This window comes from Arenibacter certesii DSM 19833 (assembly GCF_000429545.1).
Classification (GTDB): domain Bacteria; phylum Bacteroidota; class Bacteroidia; order Flavobacteriales; family Flavobacteriaceae; genus Arenibacter; species Arenibacter certesii.
In genome coordinates this window covers 50963-67450 of record NZ_AUCB01000010.1, presented here as the reverse complement: position 1 = coordinate 67450, position 16488 = coordinate 50963, and the positions used below count along the sequence as shown (strand labels likewise).

Sequence of the window (16488 nt, the reverse complement as noted above, 5' to 3'; positions counted from 1 at the left end):
TTTTTAACAACAATCCCACTATGCGTGAAGCTGCTTTTGTGAAGCAAAATAAGGAAAAATGGATAGCATTTGAAAAGGCAATCAACTTAAATTCCCAAATTAGCCCAGACCAACTTGCTAACGGTTATATTCAGCTCACCAACGACCTTGCTTATGCGCAAACCTATTATGCTGACAGTAAGACTTTACTGTACCTAAATTCCCTCGCTTCTCAAGCACATCAAAAAATCTATAAAAACAAAAAAGAACACAGAAATAGGGTTATTGATTTTTGGAAAACGGAATTTCCTTTGTTTTTCAAACAATATCACCCCACTCTGGGAATTGCTTTTCTAATATTTGCATTAGCAACTGCAATCGGGAGTATCTCAACACACTATGACGATTCGTTTGTTCGCTTGATCCTGGGAGATGCTTATGTAAACGAAACCTTAAATAATATTGCAAAAGGAGACCCTACCGCCATCTACAAAGGGGGTAGTGAAATTGGTTCGTTTTTAGGTATTACCATAAACAATATTAGAGTCGCGTTTTTAGCTTTTGCTTTTGGGGTAATCACAAGTATTGGCACCATTTATATTCTATTTAGCAATGGGGTTATGTTAGGGGCTTTCATCACATTCTTCCATACGCAGCAGGTGTTTTTTGAGGCTAATAAACAAATATGGCTGCACGGCACAATAGAAATATCTGTGATTGTAATTGCGGGCTGTGCGGGGCTCATTATGGGAAATAGCATTCTTTTTCCAAAAACATTTTCTAGAAGGGTATCTTTTATGAAAGGAGCCAAAGACGGACTAAAAGTAGTTGTGAGTACCATCCCCTTTTTTATAATTGCTGGATTTATTGAAGGATTTATTACCCGCTACTCCAATATGTCCACCTGGCTTGCGTTTACGATAATCGGAGCATCGTTACTCCTTATTATTCACTATTATATGATATACCCAATCTTATTGAACCAAAAACATGAACGACAAGAAAAATCACTTCATAGAGCTTAAGATAAATCGAGATTTTGGCGATATCATTTCGTTGTATTTTGATTTTTTTAAAACGAATATTAAAAAATTTACCAATATATTCTTAAGCTATAACGGCATTTTTCTGATAGGTTTATTGTTTGTAAGTTATTTGTTGGTATCTGGAGTATTTGCGCTTATTGCCAACAACGAAAATCTTTTCGGAAGCAATTTTGCTGCCAACGAACAGAATTCTATCTCTTATTTTGTTATTGGTGGAATCTTGTTCTTTCTAATTTTCTTGATAGTAGCTATTCTAAATTACAGCCTCAGCACCGCCTATATGATTACATACGAGGAAAAAGAAAGCCAATACTTCAATAAATCGGAAGTATGGGCAATGGTTAAGAATAATATAGGGAATATTATAGTATTCATCCTGATTATGATATTGGTCTTTTTTGGGTTTATGATGCTCGCAACTATTCTGACTTTAATCCCATTAGTAGGAATGATTGCACAATATATAATCCAATATTTTTTTATGGCATGGGTGGGCGTATCTTTTTTTGCTATGCTTAAAGAAAAACGTGGCGTAATAGAAGCCCTTGGTGAAGGTTGGAATTTGGTCTCTAACAACTTCTGGAGGGCTGTAGGGGTAAATTTCATCCTTGGATTTCTAATCGGAATGTTGTTTTTAATTATTCTTATGATTCCTGGGATTATAATAGGTATCTATACTTTTCACGTAGTGCAGAACAATGTAGCACTTGCAGGATCTATAGTCCCTACTTTAGTATATACCTTGGGTACCTGCGTACTGCTTATACTAATGGTATATTCGCAGTGCCTATCACAATTTATAAACGGCATCTTATATTACTCATTGCACGAAAAGACATACAACCTACATACAAGAAGTAAAATAGACCAAATAGGAAGCTCGGACCTTTGATAAAAGCACACTCTACTTTTTGCACCATATTTAGTTATTCCTTGGGATTCCCACAGAGGAACAAGGATACCCTTGCCCTTGCCGAGGATAACAGCACAGCAATTATTCCAAGACGTTTTAAAGGAGATCTAAACGAACGTTACAGTGGCAATAATTTTAATTATGATGTTGGCGACGGAGAATCTCAAAATCTAATATCTCGGTTCCTCACATGGCTGTCAGATTGGCTACAAAAGTTGTTGGGGATAGACCTGCCTCCAGGGACCGCACAAGTTTTAGAAATTATTGTTTATATCCTAATGGGATTATTGGCAATTTATCTCTTAATCCGGTTTTTAACCGGGGAACAAGCTTCTGCTATTTTTAGTAAAAAAGCAACCTCCTTTGGCAATCTGGATCTATCCGAAGAACATATAGAGAATATTGATTTAGATTCTTTATTGGCAACTGCGCTATCTCAAAACAATTACAGATCTGCCATTCGTTACCAATATCTTAAGGCATTAAAAACGTTATCCCAAAAAGAAATTATAGTTTGGCAGTATAAGAAAACCAATCAGGACTACCAAAATGAAATAAGCCGTCCCGACATTAAATCGGTATTTAAGGAGATTTCCTATTTATATGATTATGTATGGTACGGGGAACAAGAGATTGATGCACCTAAGTACAGGGCAGCTCAAATTAAATTTGACCATATAAATAAACTTGGCGGCAATGGATAAGCAATCTAAAATCATCGTTGGGATATTTATTGCCGTGCTATTGGGTATTATTATAACGGAAATAGTACGACCTAAACCGGTAAATTGGAACCCTTCCTACACTATGGAAGATAAGATACCCTTTGGGTGTTATGTTCTTTTTGAAGAATTGCCTCAGTTATTTCCAGACCAAGAGCTTATTACGGTAAATGAAAGTTTATATAATATATTATCTGCTCTGGATACTACTAAAAACTCCAATTACCTCTTAATAAATAATTCCCTGGAATTGGGTAAGCAAGAAACCAACCAACTCCTCAGCTATGTGCACTCTGGAAATGATGCCTTTATTGCTGCCACTAGTTATGGGGCCTATCTTTCGGATACCTTACATCTAAAGGTCGAGTCTTTATATACTATCCAAGAAGATACTATGCAAATTAGGCTTACGAATCCTCTTTTTCCAAAAGTAGATTACGCTCTAACTCGTGGGCTGTACAATACCCATTTCACTTCCGTAGACACCCTTAACACCACGGTTTTAGGACATATTTCCTTCCTTGAAAAAAAGGGAGTCATGGAAGTGTCCACCAGAAATAAGGTAAAGCGCCCCAATTTTATCCGGGTGAAATTTGGGAAAGGTAATTTTTACCTCAACACTACCCCACAAGCTTTTACCAATTATTATATGCTTGGTGGCAATGAAAATTATGTTGGCAATTCGCTTTCCTATTTAAAGAACGCAACGGTTTATTGGGACAATTATAAGAAAGCAGGTAGGGTAATTATAGATTCCCCTATGCGATTTGTCCTTAATCAGCCTGCATTAAAATGGGCCTACTATTTAGGCACAAGCGGAATTTTAATCTTTGTGCTCTTTAAAGCAAAAAGGGAACAACGCATTATTCCAATAATAAAACCCTTAGATAACTCCTCCATAGATTTCGTAAAAACCGTAGGGGGAATCTATTTTGAACATAAAGATTACAGCGATTTAATTGCAAAGAAAACCAACTACTTTTTAGCATATTTAAGGAGTCATTTTTATATAAATACACAACAAATAAATGATAAGACGGTAAGCGATCTATCGGCCAGATCAGGAAAGTCTATTTCTGAAACCAAGGCGATGCTCGATCTACTGATCCACTTAAAAAACAAAAATCAGCACAACGAGCAGGATCTTATCAATCTAAATAAAAAAATAGATCAATTTAAAAAATAAGCATGGAAGAAATAACAAAAGAAGAGGGCAGCAATCCTTTGGAATTTACAAATAGAATAGACCTAGGAGAATTACAGACCTCTGTGGCTCAAATTAAGGCAGAGCTTGGAAAAATAATTGTTGGTCAGCAAGATATGATCCAACTATTAATCATTTCTATCCTAGCCAACGGACATTCCTTAATTGAAGGGGTACCAGGGGTAGCAAAAACGATTACCGCAAAACTCTTGGCAAAAACATTGAACGTGAATTTCAGTAGAATTCAGTTTACACCAGACTTAATGCCTAGTGATATTCTAGGGACCTCTATTTTTAACGTAAAAACCTCAGAATTTGAGTTTAAAAAAGGGCCTATATTTTCCAATATTATTTTGATCGATGAAATAAATAGGGCTCCAGCGAAAACCCAAGCTGCTTTATTTGAGGCCATGGCAGAGCGGCAAATCACCATTGACTCAAAGGAATATCAAATGCAAGCTCCCTTTTTGGTCTTTGCCACCCAGAACCCCATTGAACAAGAGGGTACCTATAGATTGCCAGAGGCGCAATTAGACCGTTTCCTTTTTAAAATAAAGGTCAACTATCCTTCCATGGAAGAAGAGATTAAAATCCTTGAAAACAAGCACCAGCAAAAAAATAAGGTAGCCGAAGATCAAATAACACCCATACTTACTGCTGAACAGATTGCCGCGTATCAGGATATTATAAAGGAAATAATAATTGAGCAAAATTTGATGAAGTATATAGCCGGCATTGTAAATAATACCCGGGTAAATGCCAATTTATATCTTGGAGCATCTCCAAGGGCTTCTATTGCCATTATGGATGCCTCTAAGGCTATGGCCGCAATAAACGGACGCGATTTTGTTACACCAGATGATATAAAAAAGGTGGCCCCAGCCATTATAGGACATCGGATTATATTAACCCCTGAGCGCGAAATGGAGGGACTTACACCTGAGAAGGTGGTAGAACAAATTATTAAAACTATGGAAGTACCAAGATAAAGACCATAAAAAGTTTTATTTCCAAAAACGAAGCCAATTTTGAAAAACATATTTAAAAACACCTATTTAGAGAAACGGTTTTTTATCGTCTTAACAGGAATTATCATAGGATTTATTTTGTCCTATATTTTTCCTGATCTGATGGGAGTGATTAAACTATTGTTTTTTGTTTTTGTATTGGTATTTATGGTGGACTTCCTACTCCTGTTTGCGTCAAAAGGAGTCCTTTTGGGAAAGCGTATAGTTCCAGAAAAATTATCGAACGGAGATGATAATGAGATTGAAATCTCGCTCTCTAATTCTTATTTGTTTTCGGTAAGGATTAAAATTCTGGATGAGCTACCTCATCAATTCCAAAAACGGGATTTTAGAATAATTTCTACTCTTGGAAAGGGAAAGGAAAAACGATATACCTATCAGATAAGACCTACTGAAAGAGGCGTATATGTTTTTGGGAATTTAAATGTTTTTGCCAACTCCCCTCTTGGACTAGTGGTTAAAAAGTATACTTTCTGCAACCAACAAGAAGTACCCGTGTATCCTTCTTTTCTACAACTTCGCAAATACAATCTAATGGCCTTTACAAATCGACTGTTTGAATATGGCCTAAAAAAAATAAGGAGAATTGGCCATACCATGGAGTTTGAACAGATAAAGGACTATGTGCCAGGCGATGATATCCGAAATATTAATTGGAAAGCAACGGCTAAAAGAGGTCATTTGATGGTAAATCAATTTCAGGATGAAAGATCTCAGCCCATATATTCTATCATAGACAAGGGGCGTGTAATGAAAATGCCTTTTGAGGGACTTAGTCTGTTAGATTATGCGGTTAATTCTAGCCTGGTAATTTCCAATATTGCAATAAAAAAGCAGGATAAAGCAGGCATGTTTGCCTTTAGCAATAAAATAGAAAATAGGGTGGTGGCAGAACGGCGAAGCGCGCAAATGAACCTTATCCTAGAAACACTATATAATATAAAAACCAATTTTTTAGAAAGCGATTATAGTCTGCTTTACGCTGATATAAAAAGAAACATTAACCATAGGAGTCTGCTAATACTGTATACTAATTTTGAAACGTTGGATGCTTTAGAAAGACAGCTCCCCTATTTAAAGGCCATCGCAAAACAACACTTATTGGTGGTTATTTTCTTTGAGAATACAGAGCTCAATCGGTTTGTAGCAGAAAAGGCCCAAACCACGCAACAAATATTTGAAAAGACCATAGCCGAGAAGTTTATTTATGAAAAAAAGCTCATTGTAAACGAGCTTCGCAAACACGGTATACAAACCATACTTACCAAACCAGAAAACTTAACAATTAATACCATCAACAAGTATTTAGAAATTAAAGCACGGGGACTGCTGTAATTAAAATACTTCGTAAAATACCCAATAGCACAGCGCAGACTTTCAGTATTTTAAAGAATTATTTTTGTTGTTAAAATCAAAATAAACTATCTTTAAGACACCGTGGAACAAGTATATCCTTGATTCCCATATTAGAATCTATCCCTCGAAATCAAGAATATCTTCCCCCTTCAGGTACTTTTAGAAAAATGTAGTCCATTATAGTGCATTGATCAATGGTGTTTAATTGTTCAACCTAGGCAAAATAAGCATAACTCACTTTAGCTATAATACCATTATAAAGTGGTCCTTCCTTTTTTAAAGAACTTGATCAACAAGGTAATATAAGGAGTAATACACTTGATATATAATTAGATCACTTAGTACTAACAAGCAATTTGAATTATAATACAATGAATTTAAACCTCTTAAATAAAAGGTCTTTCAATGTTTCCCTTATAATAGGCACTTATGCTCCATTAACCACTAAAATATAATATGATAAAAACAAAGTCGGTAGAGGTAGTAGGAATCCTCGCTCTATGTATTTCTTTATTTTTTTAATGACCAAACCCGAAAATAATATTGAAGGAAACGATGTGATCAATAAACCCCAACAGGCCTCTATGTATTTTATGAAATGTACAGTAGCAAAATTTATGTTGCGCAATGTAGATACGACCCAGCAGATATCACCCTTGTTCGAAAATCTAGGAACTCATCATTTTAGTATAAGCACAAAAATAGAAAAAGCACAAACTTTTTTCAATCAGGGCCTAAAACTGGCCTACGCCTTTAACCATGCAGAAGCGCACCGATCTTTCATGGAGGCAAGTAGACTAGATCCCAAAGCGGCCATGACATATTGGGGTCAGGCTTATGTACTAGGCCCAAATATAAACGATGCTTTACCAGATGATGAGCGAAAATTAAAATCGTACGAGGCACTAATGAAAGCTAAAAAACTAGCTGCTAATGCTTCCCCAAAAGAACAAGCCTTAATAGCCGCATTGACCCATAGATACAGCAATGATTTATCTGCCGATATTGCGGAACTCAATGTGGCCTATATGAATGCCATGGCAGAGGTTGCTAATAATTTTCCAGAAGATGCAGACGTACAGACGATGTATGCCGAAGCGGTAATGAATACTACGCCATGGAATTATTGAGATAGTGAGGGGAATCCCGCTACCAACACCCCAAAGGGAAAAGCTGCCTTAGAACGCGCTATGCAGTTGAATCCTGATCATCCTGGAGCACACCATTACTATATACATATGGTGGAACTTCCCCACCCAAATCTCGCCGTTCCTAGTGCAGATAGGTTGGGATCATTAATGCCAGCAGCAGGCCATATTGTACACATGCCTTCTCATATTTATATCCGGGTGGCAGATATAAAGATGCCGTAGAAGTCAATAAAGCGGCGATTTTAGCAGATGAAGATTATATTTCGTAATGTTTTGCTCAGGGAATGTATCCCCTAGGCTACTACCCACATAACCTTCACTTTCTATGGTCAGCTGCCAGCTTATTGGGAGATAGCGAAACTGCAATTGACGCAGCTAAAAAAACCGCCGAAAAAGTCCCCATTGGGGAGTTAGAAAATTTACACTTTTTACAAGATTTCGTTTCTACCCCACTTTTGGCGTATACCCGATTTGGAAAATGGAATGATATTTTAACTACACCTTATCCTGGGGATCAATATTCGCATCTTAAACTTATTTGGCATCATATACGTGGTATTGACTTTATAAGAAAAAACAACTTAAAAGAAGCTAAGGAAGAATTAGATGCACTTAATAAAATGCGGAACAACCCTGAACTAGAAAAAATCATTGCTAATTATACCAATCCCTCTTCTATTATAGCCAAAGTGGCCTACGAAGTGGTAGCTGGTGAACTTGCCGCTGCCGAAGGCAATCTACCTAAGGCAATAGAACATTTGAATAGAGGGGTGAACTTTGAGGATCAATTAATCTATAGCGAACCTGCTCCTTGGCATATTCCTGTACGACAAAGCTTAGGCGCGGTCTTACTAAAAGCCGAAAAGTATGAAGAAGCAGAGATGCGCTTTAAAGAAGATTTAAATGCACTTCGCCAAAACGGGTGGTCCCTTATTGGTTTATACCACAGTTTAAAGGCGCAGAACAAAATGGAAGAAGCCAATGGCATAAAAAAAGAATTTGATGCCGCATGGCAGTATGCCGACTTAACTATTAACAGCTCTATACTTTAAATAGGATAATGCTATAGAAGTTTATTTTTAATGAGTTAATTAAGACGAAAAGTATGGGAAACAGGAGGTTTTCAAGTAGTATAACAATATTAATTATTGCAATGCTCCTTGTTTATATAAGTAAAAATTTAACAGCGGAAACGAAGCAACTCCCCATCTACAATCCCACAGACTTCAACTCAGAATTAGTGGATCTTAGCAAACAAAAGGATTCTATTAATCATGTTGTCGCCAATTTTAGCCTTATCAACCAAAATGGGGATAGTGTTAGCCACTTAGACTATCAGGACAAAATTTATGTTGCAGATTTTTTCTTTACCTGCTGCCCTAGTATCTGCCTAATCATGACAAACAATATGAATAAAATGCAAGACTTCTTCATAGAAGACGAGGAGGTTAAGCTCCTATCCCTCTCTGTAATTCCAGTATTAGATAGTGTACCCGTATAAGGGAATTTGCTAATAAAAATGGCGCAGTGCAATCCAAATGGAATATTACTACAGGTAATAAAAAGCATATTCACGATTTGGCAAGAAAGCGCTTTTTTGCGGCTGTAGATGAAGAGGATGGCGGATTTCAAGATTTTATCCATACCCCAAATTTTGTACTTGTAGATAAAGCAAAGCAGATTAGGGGAATTTATAATGGCACTCTCGATGAAGAGGTAAATCGATTGATAAAGGATATAAGCATCCTTAAAACCGAATAATTGGTCAACTCATTTTCCCAGTGATTCCTAATGATTATAAATTGCCCATTTCCGTATGCTATCTCCTAATATTTGTTAACTTTAAATGAATCTTAAAAAAGGAGACTATGGACAGCGATTATATAAAAATATTTTCTGGAAATTTTCTGATTTCGAATAGAATTAAAGCAGAGCTAATGGATATCGGTATAACACCCGTTATAAAGGATGAGACTGAATCGGGGCGGTTAGCAGGTTTTCCTTCCGCAATGCAGGGGGTTCAAGAAATCTATGTCCAAAGTGAAGAAGCTGATAAGGCTAAATCCGTAGTAGATCGGGTTACAGCAATTACTGATTCTGAATAATAACTATGGCCAAAATAACTACACCAACAGAACCTGAATATTGGTTACGAGGCCCTATTGAAGGGATTTCATCCTTTTTGCAGCCAGCAGCTCATGCCTTATTGCAATCTAGAATGGAACTATCACTTTATACAGTCAATTTTCCAGATAACCTGCTTTGGGAAAAACCTTCGGGTTGTGCCTCGGTAGGATTTCATATGCAGCATTTAACAGGAGTCTTAGATCGGATAATGACTTATGCACAGAATAGATCACTTTCCGAGCAACAGTTCCAATACTTAAAACAGGAAGGGCAACCCAATTCCAGCATTACGGTTTCCGGTTTGGTTAGTAAGTTTGATAAAAAGGTAGAGGAAGCACTATTATTGTTCAAACAATTACCAGAATCCGAACTGACCATGGCCCGCACGGTGGGTCGTAAAAAACTACCCTCTACGGTACTCGGTCTCTTATTTCACGCTGCAGAACACAGTCAGCGCCATATTGGCCAGATGTTGGTGACTATACGCGTGTTATAATAAGACTATACCTTCTGTAATTGCTTCTTAAAATCTAGCAGCTTCCTTTTGCGCTTCTTTAAATTCAGTAATCATATCCTGAACAATGGTTGCAGCAGGTCTTATATCGTGGATGATGGCTGCCACCTGACCAATTTCTAGCTCTCCTTCTTCCATATCTCCTTCAAACATTCCACGTTTTGCTCTAGCACGTCCCAATAAAGTTTTAAGATCCTCTACGGTAGCTCCCTTAGCATATGCATCTTGAATATCGTGAAAAAACTTATTTTTAAGCATTCTCACGGGGGCAAGCTCTTTTAAGGTCAGTTTAGTTGCTCCTTCACCGGCTTCTACTACCTTTTGCTTAAAGTCGGGATGAGATGAAGCCTCATCACTAGCCACAAACCTACTTCCTACTTGAACCCCATCGGCCCCTAAAACCATAGCAGCCAACATTGATTTTCCTGTAGCGATTCCGCCAGCAGCAATAATAGGTATGTTTATTTTCTCCTTAACAGCAGGTAGTAGCGTTAGTGTAGTAGTTTCGTCCCTTCCATTGTGACCTCCTGCTTCAAACCCTTCTGCTACAATGGCGTCTACCCCAGCTTCTTCTGCCTTTAGGGCAAACTTTACACTACTCACCACATGTACTACGGTAATGCCCTTTTCCTTTAAAAAGCCGGTCCAGGTTTTTGGATTTCCTGCTGAGGTAAAAACAATTTTCACCCCTAGCTCCACAATAATATCCATGTGCTTATCAATATCTGGATATAACATGGGAACGTTTACGGCAAAAGGCCTGTCCGTGGCCTGCTTACATTTAAGAATATGTTCTCTAAGCACTTCTGGGTACATAGACCCAGCGCCAATAACTCCCAAGCCACCTGCGTTTGATACTGCAGAAGCCAATCGCCAGCCACTGGCCCAGACCATACCTGCCTGAATTATAGGATAGGAAATATTAAAAAGCGTAGTGATTCTGTTCTGCATTAATTGCCCGAATTTTGGAATGAATAACTTAGTGGATTAAATCCATTTGATATCGTAAAAGCTCAATAAAAAATCACCCAACAACCTTCTCAATAAATGAAGGAGTTATGGACAATTAAGATATTACTCCCGAACCTACTAATTCTTCACCAATATACCAAGCTACGAACTGTCCCTCTGTCATAGCGGATTGTTTTTCCTCAAAATCTACGTATAGACCAGCATCAATTCTGTATAGCGTAGCTTTCTGTAAAGGTTGACGATAACGTATCCTAGCCATAACCTCCATGGATTGGTCCACTTCCAAAGCCAAATCTGTGCGCACCCAATGAAGTTCTTCTAGATTTACAAAAAGCGTTTTTCTAAAAAGTCCAGGGTGCCTCTTGCCTTGCCCGGTATAAATTACATTCTCCTCAACATCGGTTTCAATGACAAACAAAGGCTCCTTGGTTCCACCAACATCTAGCCCTTTTCGCTGGCCTTTAGTAAAATAATGTGCTCCTTGGTGCTCGCCCACTACCTTACCATCTGTTACCTGATAAACTGGTTTTTGAGCATAAAAGGATAGCTCTTCCTGTTTGGAATTAAATTCAGGCGTTTCGTTATGAAGTTGTGGCAATTCCGAAGGTACCTCTACAATAACTCCTTTTTTAGGACTTAATTTTTGTTGTAAAAATTCAGGCAATCTTACCTTCCCAATAAAACAAAGTCCTTGCGAATCTTTTTTATCGGCGGTAATCAGCTCGTTTTCTGCAGCAATCTGTCTTACTTCAGATTTTTGTAACGCTCCTATTGGAAACAGGGTTTTTGCAAGCTGTTCTTGAGAAAGTTGACATAGAAAATACGATTGGTCCTTATTAGCATCGGCACCGGCCAATAACTGATAGGTTTCTGAACCATCTTCATTAATTATAGTCCCTTTTCTACAATAATGACCCGTAGCAACATAGTCGGCACCCAGTTGCAGGGCAATTTTCATAAAAACGTCAAATTTTATTTCCCTATTGCACAGTACATCGGGATTTGGTGTTCTCCCCATTTCGTACTCCCGGAACATATAATCTACAATACGCTCCTTATATTGGGCACTCAAATCGACAGTTTGAAAAGGGATTCCCAATTTTTCAGCTACAATAAGCGCATCGTTACTGTCTTCTAACCAAGGACATTCCTTCGAAATCGTAACAGAATCGTCGTGCCAATTTTTCATAAAAAGCCCAATCACCTCATATCCCTGCTCTTTTAAGAGATATGCGGTTACGCTGGAATCTACCCCTCCTGAAAGTCCTACTACTACCTTTTTCATCACCTTTAATTAATATGCAAAAATACAAAATTGACAATTGGTTGCCTTAAAATATAATTCTAATGATTTCCCAAAATTAGATAAACATCAAAAGCACCTTAGTTAACATACAAAAAGAATCCCTTTACAACTATTAGTTTGTAGAACTGAACATAATGTGAATCTTTACAGTCCCAAATGTTACCAAACTAAACCAAAAAGCTCCCAAAACCCAACATAAAATTGGATAATGGGAGCTTTTACTTTTTAAGGGTATAGGGGATTACTTCTTCCCTAACTTCTTTTGTTCTTCTGCCTGTTCCATCATTTCCCTCATCTTTCTTTGGAACTTATTTTCCTTTTTAGGTTTCTTTTTGTTCTCTTGAATTTGAGCGTGAATCTTATCCTCATCTAGGATAAAGTTCTTAATGGCCAACATTATAAAAATAGTAATTAGGTTAGATACAAAATAGTACAAACTCAATCCACTCGCATAGTTGTTAAAGAAAAACAACATCATTAGCGGCGATAAATAAAGAATGAACTTCATATTAGGCATTCCTGGTTGCGTCTGCATATTTTGTCCAGTAGTCATCATCATATAAAAGAAGATGGCAACGGAGGCCAAAATTGGAAACAAACTTACATGATCCCCATAGAATGGAATACTAAAAGGTAAATGTGCAATTGCATCATAAGATGAAAGGTCATCTGCCCATAGGAACGACTTTTGCCTCATGGCAAAGGAAGTAGGGAAGAACATAAACAATGCATAGAAAATAGGCATTTGCAACAATGCCGGTATACAACCACTCATAGGACTCACCCCAGCTTTGTTATAAAGCTTCATAGTTTCTTGTTGCTTTTTCATAGCATTGTCCTTGTACTTCTCATTTAGTTCGGTAATTTCTGGTTTTAAAACCTTCATCTTAGCCTGTGATAAATAAGACTTATACGTTACAGGAGACATTACCAAACGCACTAAAATGGTCATAACCACAATAGCGATTCCAAAAGGGATGAATGAGCTTAAAAAAGTATAGATCGGTGTAAACATGTATCTGTTGATCCAACCAAAAATTCCCCATCCGAAGGGAATAGAATCATCCAGACCTAATTCTTTATATTGTGCCAATACCTTTACATCAGTAGGCCCGTAGTACCAATTAAGATTATAAGCTAGCTCTCCACCTTCCAATTTCAATGGTATTTCTGCCGCAAATTCTTTCGTAAAACCTTGGGTGCGACTTTCTTCTTCCACCAAATTAACTGAACTTAATTTGGCCGACTCAAAATTATCAGAATTGGTTAATATGGAACTAAAGAAATGTTGCCTATACGACAACCACTTTACATCACTTTCCAACTCTTCCTCAGTACTTCCTTCTGAGAGCTTACTAATTTTACCTCCTTTATGATTATAGGTAAGCCTGGTATATCTATTTTCATACTGCACACTTTTAGAGTGTCGTATACCTTTTAATTTCCAATCTAAATTAATAGGGCCACTGTTATTTATTACCCCGTTTAATCCTTGTGAGCGCAATTGAAAACCAACCAAATACTCATCTGGTTTCATTTCATATCGATACTCCAAATACTTATCTGCCGAAACTTTGGCTTTCATGGAAAGCACTTGAGTATCTCCAGAGCTAGTTAGCGTAGGTTCAAAATACAAATCTTTGGAATGTAATACCCTATTATCCGAAGTGGAAAAAACTAAACCAAAACTTGCATTATTATCTTTTACTAGATAAACAGGAATAGAATCGTAAGTAACAAAATCCTTCATGGTGGCTTCTACAATCTGCCCCCCTTTGTTACTAATTTCTAAATAAAGAAGATCGTTTTCCAAGATAGTTGTCCCTTCCTTAGGTGAGGTATAACCAAACGACCCCATTGCATTTTTATAATTTGCAACAGCGATTGAGTCATTTGCATCTACAGGAATTGGTGCAGTAGCAACGGGTTCACTTGCTTCGGATTGTACCGCTTTGGTCGCCTCCACCTGCTCTTGTTCGGCTTTTTTCGCTGCCAACTCTTCTGGGGTCGGTTGGTTTTGCCAAAACATAAAAACAAGGATTCCAAAAATCAGCACAAAGCCAATTATGGTATTAATATCCAATTTATTCTCTTCCATCTAACGTATAATTTTACTTGATCTTTTGACTATTCAGAAAATTATTCCCGAATTGGACACAAGTTTTTCAATTTGCAAATATATGTCCATTAGCACTTAATATACTAGAGCGACATTATCTAATTCTTTTTACTGCTATTTTGTTTCTTCTTGATGCTTTAGTGCTGCCTTGATAAATGCAACAAATAAAGGGTGGGGATTAGCTACTGTACTCTTGTACTCGGGATGATATTGTACCCCAATGAACCAAGGATGCGACGGTATTTCTACAATCTCCACCAATCCAGTTTCCTTATTTATTCCTGTAGCTACCAATCCCGCTGCTTCAAACTGTTGCTTATATGCGTTGTTAAACTCATATCTATGTCTATGACGCTCCGAAATAACCGCTGCTCCGTGGTATATCTTATGGGCCAAGCTATCCTTTGTTAATTCACAGTCCCAGGAGCCTAAGCGCATGGTCCCGCCTTTATTTACAATATTCTTTTGCTCGTCCATGATATTGATAACTGGATCTGGTGTACTTTCATCCATCTCCGTAGAATTGGCTAGTTCCAATTTCAATACATTTCTGGCGTATTCTATCACAGACATTTGCATTCCAAGGCAAATTCCTAAAAATGGAATTTTATTTTCCCGTGCAAATTGAACTGCTTTTATCTTGCCTTCTATTCCCCTTTCGCCAAAACCAGGCGCCACTAAAATACCGTCTAGACCTGTTAATTGCTTCTCTAAGGCCTTCCCTTTTAAATGTTCGGAGTGAATAGTTTTAACTTTAACTTTTACGTGATTTACAGAACCAGCATGAATAAAAGACTCTAATATAGATTTATAGGAATCCTGTAATTCCACGTATTTCCCAACTAATCCAACTGTAACCTCATTCTTAGGATTTTTGTGCCATTCCAAGAATTGATTCCAATGGGTAAGATCGGGTATAACGTCATCCGGTAAATTTAATTTTTTCAAGGTTACCGTATCTAGGCCTTCTTCTTGCATTAGAATTGGCACATCATATATGGTAGACGCGTCTATAGACTGGATTACTGCCTCTCGCTTCACATTACAGAACAAAGCCAATTTTTCCTTTATATCATCAGAGATATCATGCTCAGTTCTGCACACTAGGATATCGGCCTTAATTCCACTTTCCATCAAGGTCTTTACGGAATGTTGTGTTGGCTTCGTTTTCAGTTCACCTGCGGCGGATAAATAAGGTACTAAGGTTAGGTGAATTACAATAGCATTGTTATCTCCCAACTCCCATAGCAACTGACGCACAGATTCTATATAGGGTAAGGATTCTATATCACCAACAGTACCTCCAATTTCGGTAATAACGATATCATAATCCCCACTTTTTCCTAAAAGCTGAATTCGTTCTTTAATTTCATTGGTAATATGAGGCACCACCTGAACGGTTTTACCTAAAAACTCACCCCTTCTCTCTTTCTCTATCACACTTTGATAGATTCTTCCAGTAGTAACGTTATTTGCCTGTGAAGTGCGAACATTAAGGAATCTTTCATAATGGCCCAAATCCAAATCGGTTTCGGCTCCATCATCGGTCACATAACATTCCCCATGTTCATAGGGATTTAAGGTACCTGGGTCCACATTGATATATGGATCTAATTTTTGAATCGTAGTTCTATAACCTCTTGCCTGTAATAATTTGGCAAGAGAGGCCGCGATAATCCCCTTTCCAAGGGATGAGGTAACCCCACCGGTTACAAAAATATATTTAGTTTGTGACATGAAGCGTTAGGTTGAATTCTTAACGCGAGCAAAAATACAAATTGCAATCACAATTTATAGTTAATACCGTGGAAAATCTTTTTGAATTTTACGAATTAGCCCCTCCAGTCCATTTATTTTAATCTCTAGCATTGATTTGAGCAAATCTCCCAACTTTCCTGTGGGAAATCCACTCTGTTGAAACCATATTAAATAAGGTTCGGGAAGGTCTACTAAATACCTCCCTTTAAATTTTCCAAAAGGCATCCGATAATGCGCCAATTCGATCAAATGTCTTTTATCTGGGACTACATTCATAACTTATATTATACCCA

18 protein-coding genes are annotated in these 16488 nt (G+C 37.5%); 13 read left to right on the top strand and 5 right to left on the bottom strand.

All coding sequences use genetic code 11. The features are described 5' to 3' along the window. Nucleotides 1-20: 20 nt before the first annotated feature. From G466_RS0106180 to G466_RS0106135, 13 genes are all read left to right on the top strand, one after another. A complete protein-coding gene (locus G466_RS0106180; protein ID WP_026812881.1) occupies nucleotides 21-1004 on the top strand; it encodes a stage II sporulation protein M in 984 nt (327 codons plus the stop codon). Continuing rightward, a complete protein-coding gene (locus G466_RS0106175; RefSeq protein ID WP_026812880.1) occupies nucleotides 970-1917 on the top strand; it encodes a hypothetical protein in 948 nt (315 codons plus the stop codon). The genes G466_RS0106180 and G466_RS0106175 overlap by 35 nt, the downstream gene beginning before the upstream one ends. Further along, on the top strand, nucleotides 1914-2642 hold the full coding sequence (locus G466_RS21530) for a DUF4129 domain-containing protein (protein ID WP_157373819.1): 729 nt from the start codon (nucleotides 1914-1916) through the stop codon (nucleotides 2640-2642). The genes G466_RS0106175 and G466_RS21530 overlap by 4 nt, the downstream gene beginning before the upstream one ends. Further along, on the top strand, nucleotides 2635-3846 hold the full coding sequence (locus G466_RS0106165; protein WP_026812879.1) for a DUF4350 domain-containing protein: 1212 nt from the start codon (nucleotides 2635-2637) through the stop codon (nucleotides 3844-3846). Before G466_RS21530 ends, G466_RS0106165 begins: the two co-directional genes overlap by 8 nt. A gap of 2 nt (nucleotides 3847-3848) precedes the next feature. Next, nucleotides 3849-4853 (top strand): AAA family ATPase, encoded by a 1005-nt coding sequence (locus G466_RS0106160; RefSeq protein WP_026812878.1) that lies wholly within the window; start codon nucleotides 3849-3851, stop codon nucleotides 4851-4853. Nucleotides 4854-4892: 39 nt separating this feature from the next. Beyond that, entirely contained in the window at nucleotides 4893-6227 is a 1335-nt protein-coding gene (locus tag G466_RS0106155; RefSeq protein ID WP_026812877.1) for a DUF58 domain-containing protein, read from the top strand. A 521-nt stretch (nucleotides 6228-6748) separates the two neighbouring features. Then, complete coding sequence (locus G466_RS23785) at nucleotides 6749-7378, top strand: hypothetical protein (protein ID WP_189356656.1); 630 nt, start codon at nucleotides 6749-6751, stop codon at nucleotides 7376-7378. A 60-nt stretch (nucleotides 7379-7438) separates the two neighbouring features. Next, nucleotides 7439-7621 (top strand): hypothetical protein, encoded by a 183-nt coding sequence (locus tag G466_RS23780; RefSeq protein WP_157373817.1) that lies wholly within the window; start codon nucleotides 7439-7441, stop codon nucleotides 7619-7621. A 62-nt stretch (nucleotides 7622-7683) separates the two neighbouring features. After that, nucleotides 7684-8451, top strand: a complete 768-nt coding sequence (locus G466_RS23775; RefSeq protein WP_157373816.1) for a tetratricopeptide repeat protein — start codon at nucleotides 7684-7686, stop codon at nucleotides 8449-8451. A gap of 53 nt (nucleotides 8452-8504) precedes the next feature. Next, complete coding sequence (locus G466_RS24425; RefSeq protein WP_229797177.1) at nucleotides 8505-8900, top strand: SCO family protein; 396 nt, start codon at nucleotides 8505-8507, stop codon at nucleotides 8898-8900. Nucleotides 8901-8926: 26 nt separating this feature from the next. Beyond that, the gene (locus G466_RS24420; RefSeq protein WP_229797178.1) at nucleotides 8927-9160 is read left to right on the top strand and encodes an SCO family protein; all 234 of its coding nucleotides are present in this window, start codon (nucleotides 8927-8929) and stop codon (nucleotides 9158-9160) included. A gap of 107 nt (nucleotides 9161-9267) precedes the next feature. Next, nucleotides 9268-9504, top strand: coding sequence for a DUF2007 domain-containing protein (locus tag G466_RS0106140; RefSeq protein ID WP_026812876.1), 237 nt, complete (start codon nucleotides 9268-9270; stop codon nucleotides 9502-9504). A gap of 5 nt (nucleotides 9505-9509) precedes the next feature. Then, nucleotides 9510-10022: a DinB family protein gene (locus G466_RS0106135; protein WP_026812875.1), complete on the top strand. Its 513-nt coding sequence runs from the start codon at nucleotides 9510-9512 to the stop codon at nucleotides 10020-10022. Nucleotides 10023-10049: 27 nt separating this feature from the next. Here the strand turns inward: G466_RS0106135 and G466_RS0106130 are convergent, their stop codons facing one another. The 5 genes from G466_RS0106130 to G466_RS0106110 all read right to left on the bottom strand — a co-directional run bounded on the left by G466_RS0106130 (nucleotide 10050) and on the right by G466_RS0106110 (nucleotide 16471). Beyond that, a complete protein-coding gene (locus G466_RS0106130) occupies nucleotides 10050-10991 on the bottom strand; it encodes an NAD(P)H-dependent flavin oxidoreductase (RefSeq protein WP_026812874.1) in 942 nt (313 codons plus the stop codon). Nucleotides 10992-11106: 115 nt separating this feature from the next. Continuing rightward, a complete protein-coding gene (gene mnmA / locus G466_RS0106125) occupies nucleotides 11107-12297 on the bottom strand; it encodes a tRNA 2-thiouridine(34) synthase MnmA (RefSeq protein ID WP_026812873.1) in 1191 nt (396 codons plus the stop codon). A 262-nt stretch (nucleotides 12298-12559) separates the two neighbouring features. Next, a complete protein-coding gene (yidC, locus tag G466_RS0106120) occupies nucleotides 12560-14416 on the bottom strand; it encodes a membrane protein insertase YidC (RefSeq protein ID WP_026812872.1) in 1857 nt (618 codons plus the stop codon). Nucleotides 14417-14551: 135 nt separating this feature from the next. After that, a complete protein-coding gene (locus tag G466_RS0106115) occupies nucleotides 14552-16174 on the bottom strand; it encodes a CTP synthase (RefSeq protein ID WP_026812871.1) in 1623 nt (540 codons plus the stop codon). A 60-nt stretch (nucleotides 16175-16234) separates the two neighbouring features. Beyond that, on the bottom strand, nucleotides 16235-16471 hold the full coding sequence (locus G466_RS0106110) for a DUF3820 family protein (RefSeq protein ID WP_026812870.1): 237 nt from the start codon (nucleotides 16469-16471) through the stop codon (nucleotides 16235-16237). Nucleotides 16472-16488: the final 17 nt, after the last annotated feature.

Excerpts from the sequence above, each read along its gene's own strand:
- yidC (WP_026812872.1), bottom strand. The coding sequence starts at position 14,416 with ATGGAAGAGAATAAATTGGATATTAATACCATAATTGGCTTTGTGCTG.
- G466_RS0106115 (WP_026812871.1), bottom strand. The coding sequence starts at position 16,174 with ATGTCACAAACTAAATATATTTTTGTAACCGGTGGGGTTACCTCATCC.
- G466_RS23785 (WP_189356656.1), top strand. The coding sequence starts at position 6,749 with ATGTATTTCTTTATTTTTTTAATGACCAAACCCGAAAATAATATTGAA.
- G466_RS23775 (WP_157373816.1), top strand. The coding sequence starts at position 7,684 with ATGTATCCCCTAGGCTACTACCCACATAACCTTCACTTTCTATGGTCA.
- G466_RS23780 (WP_157373817.1), top strand. The coding sequence starts at position 7,439 with ATGCAGTTGAATCCTGATCATCCTGGAGCACACCATTACTATATACAT.
- G466_RS0106135 (WP_026812875.1), top strand. The coding sequence starts at position 9,510 with ATGGCCAAAATAACTACACCAACAGAACCTGAATATTGGTTACGAGGC.
- G466_RS0106160 (WP_026812878.1), top strand. The coding sequence starts at position 3,849 with ATGGAAGAAATAACAAAAGAAGAGGGCAGCAATCCTTTGGAATTTACA.
- mnmA (WP_026812873.1), bottom strand. The coding sequence starts at position 12,297 with ATGAAAAAGGTAGTAGTAGGACTTTCAGGAGGGGTAGATTCCAGCGTA.
- G466_RS0106140 (WP_026812876.1), top strand. The coding sequence starts at position 9,268 with ATGGACAGCGATTATATAAAAATATTTTCTGGAAATTTTCTGATTTCG.
- G466_RS24425 (WP_229797177.1), top strand. The coding sequence starts at position 8,505 with ATGGGAAACAGGAGGTTTTCAAGTAGTATAACAATATTAATTATTGCA.
- G466_RS0106110 (WP_026812870.1), bottom strand. The coding sequence starts at position 16,471 with ATGAATGTAGTCCCAGATAAAAGACATTTGATCGAATTGGCGCATTAT.
- G466_RS0106180 (WP_026812881.1), top strand. The coding sequence starts at position 21 with ATGCGTGAAGCTGCTTTTGTGAAGCAAAATAAGGAAAAATGGATAGCA.
- G466_RS0106175 (WP_026812880.1), top strand. The coding sequence starts at position 970 with ATGAACGACAAGAAAAATCACTTCATAGAGCTTAAGATAAATCGAGAT.
- G466_RS0106165 (WP_026812879.1), top strand. The coding sequence starts at position 2,635 with ATGGATAAGCAATCTAAAATCATCGTTGGGATATTTATTGCCGTGCTA.
- G466_RS0106130 (WP_026812874.1), bottom strand. The coding sequence starts at position 10,991 with ATGCAGAACAGAATCACTACGCTTTTTAATATTTCCTATCCTATAATT.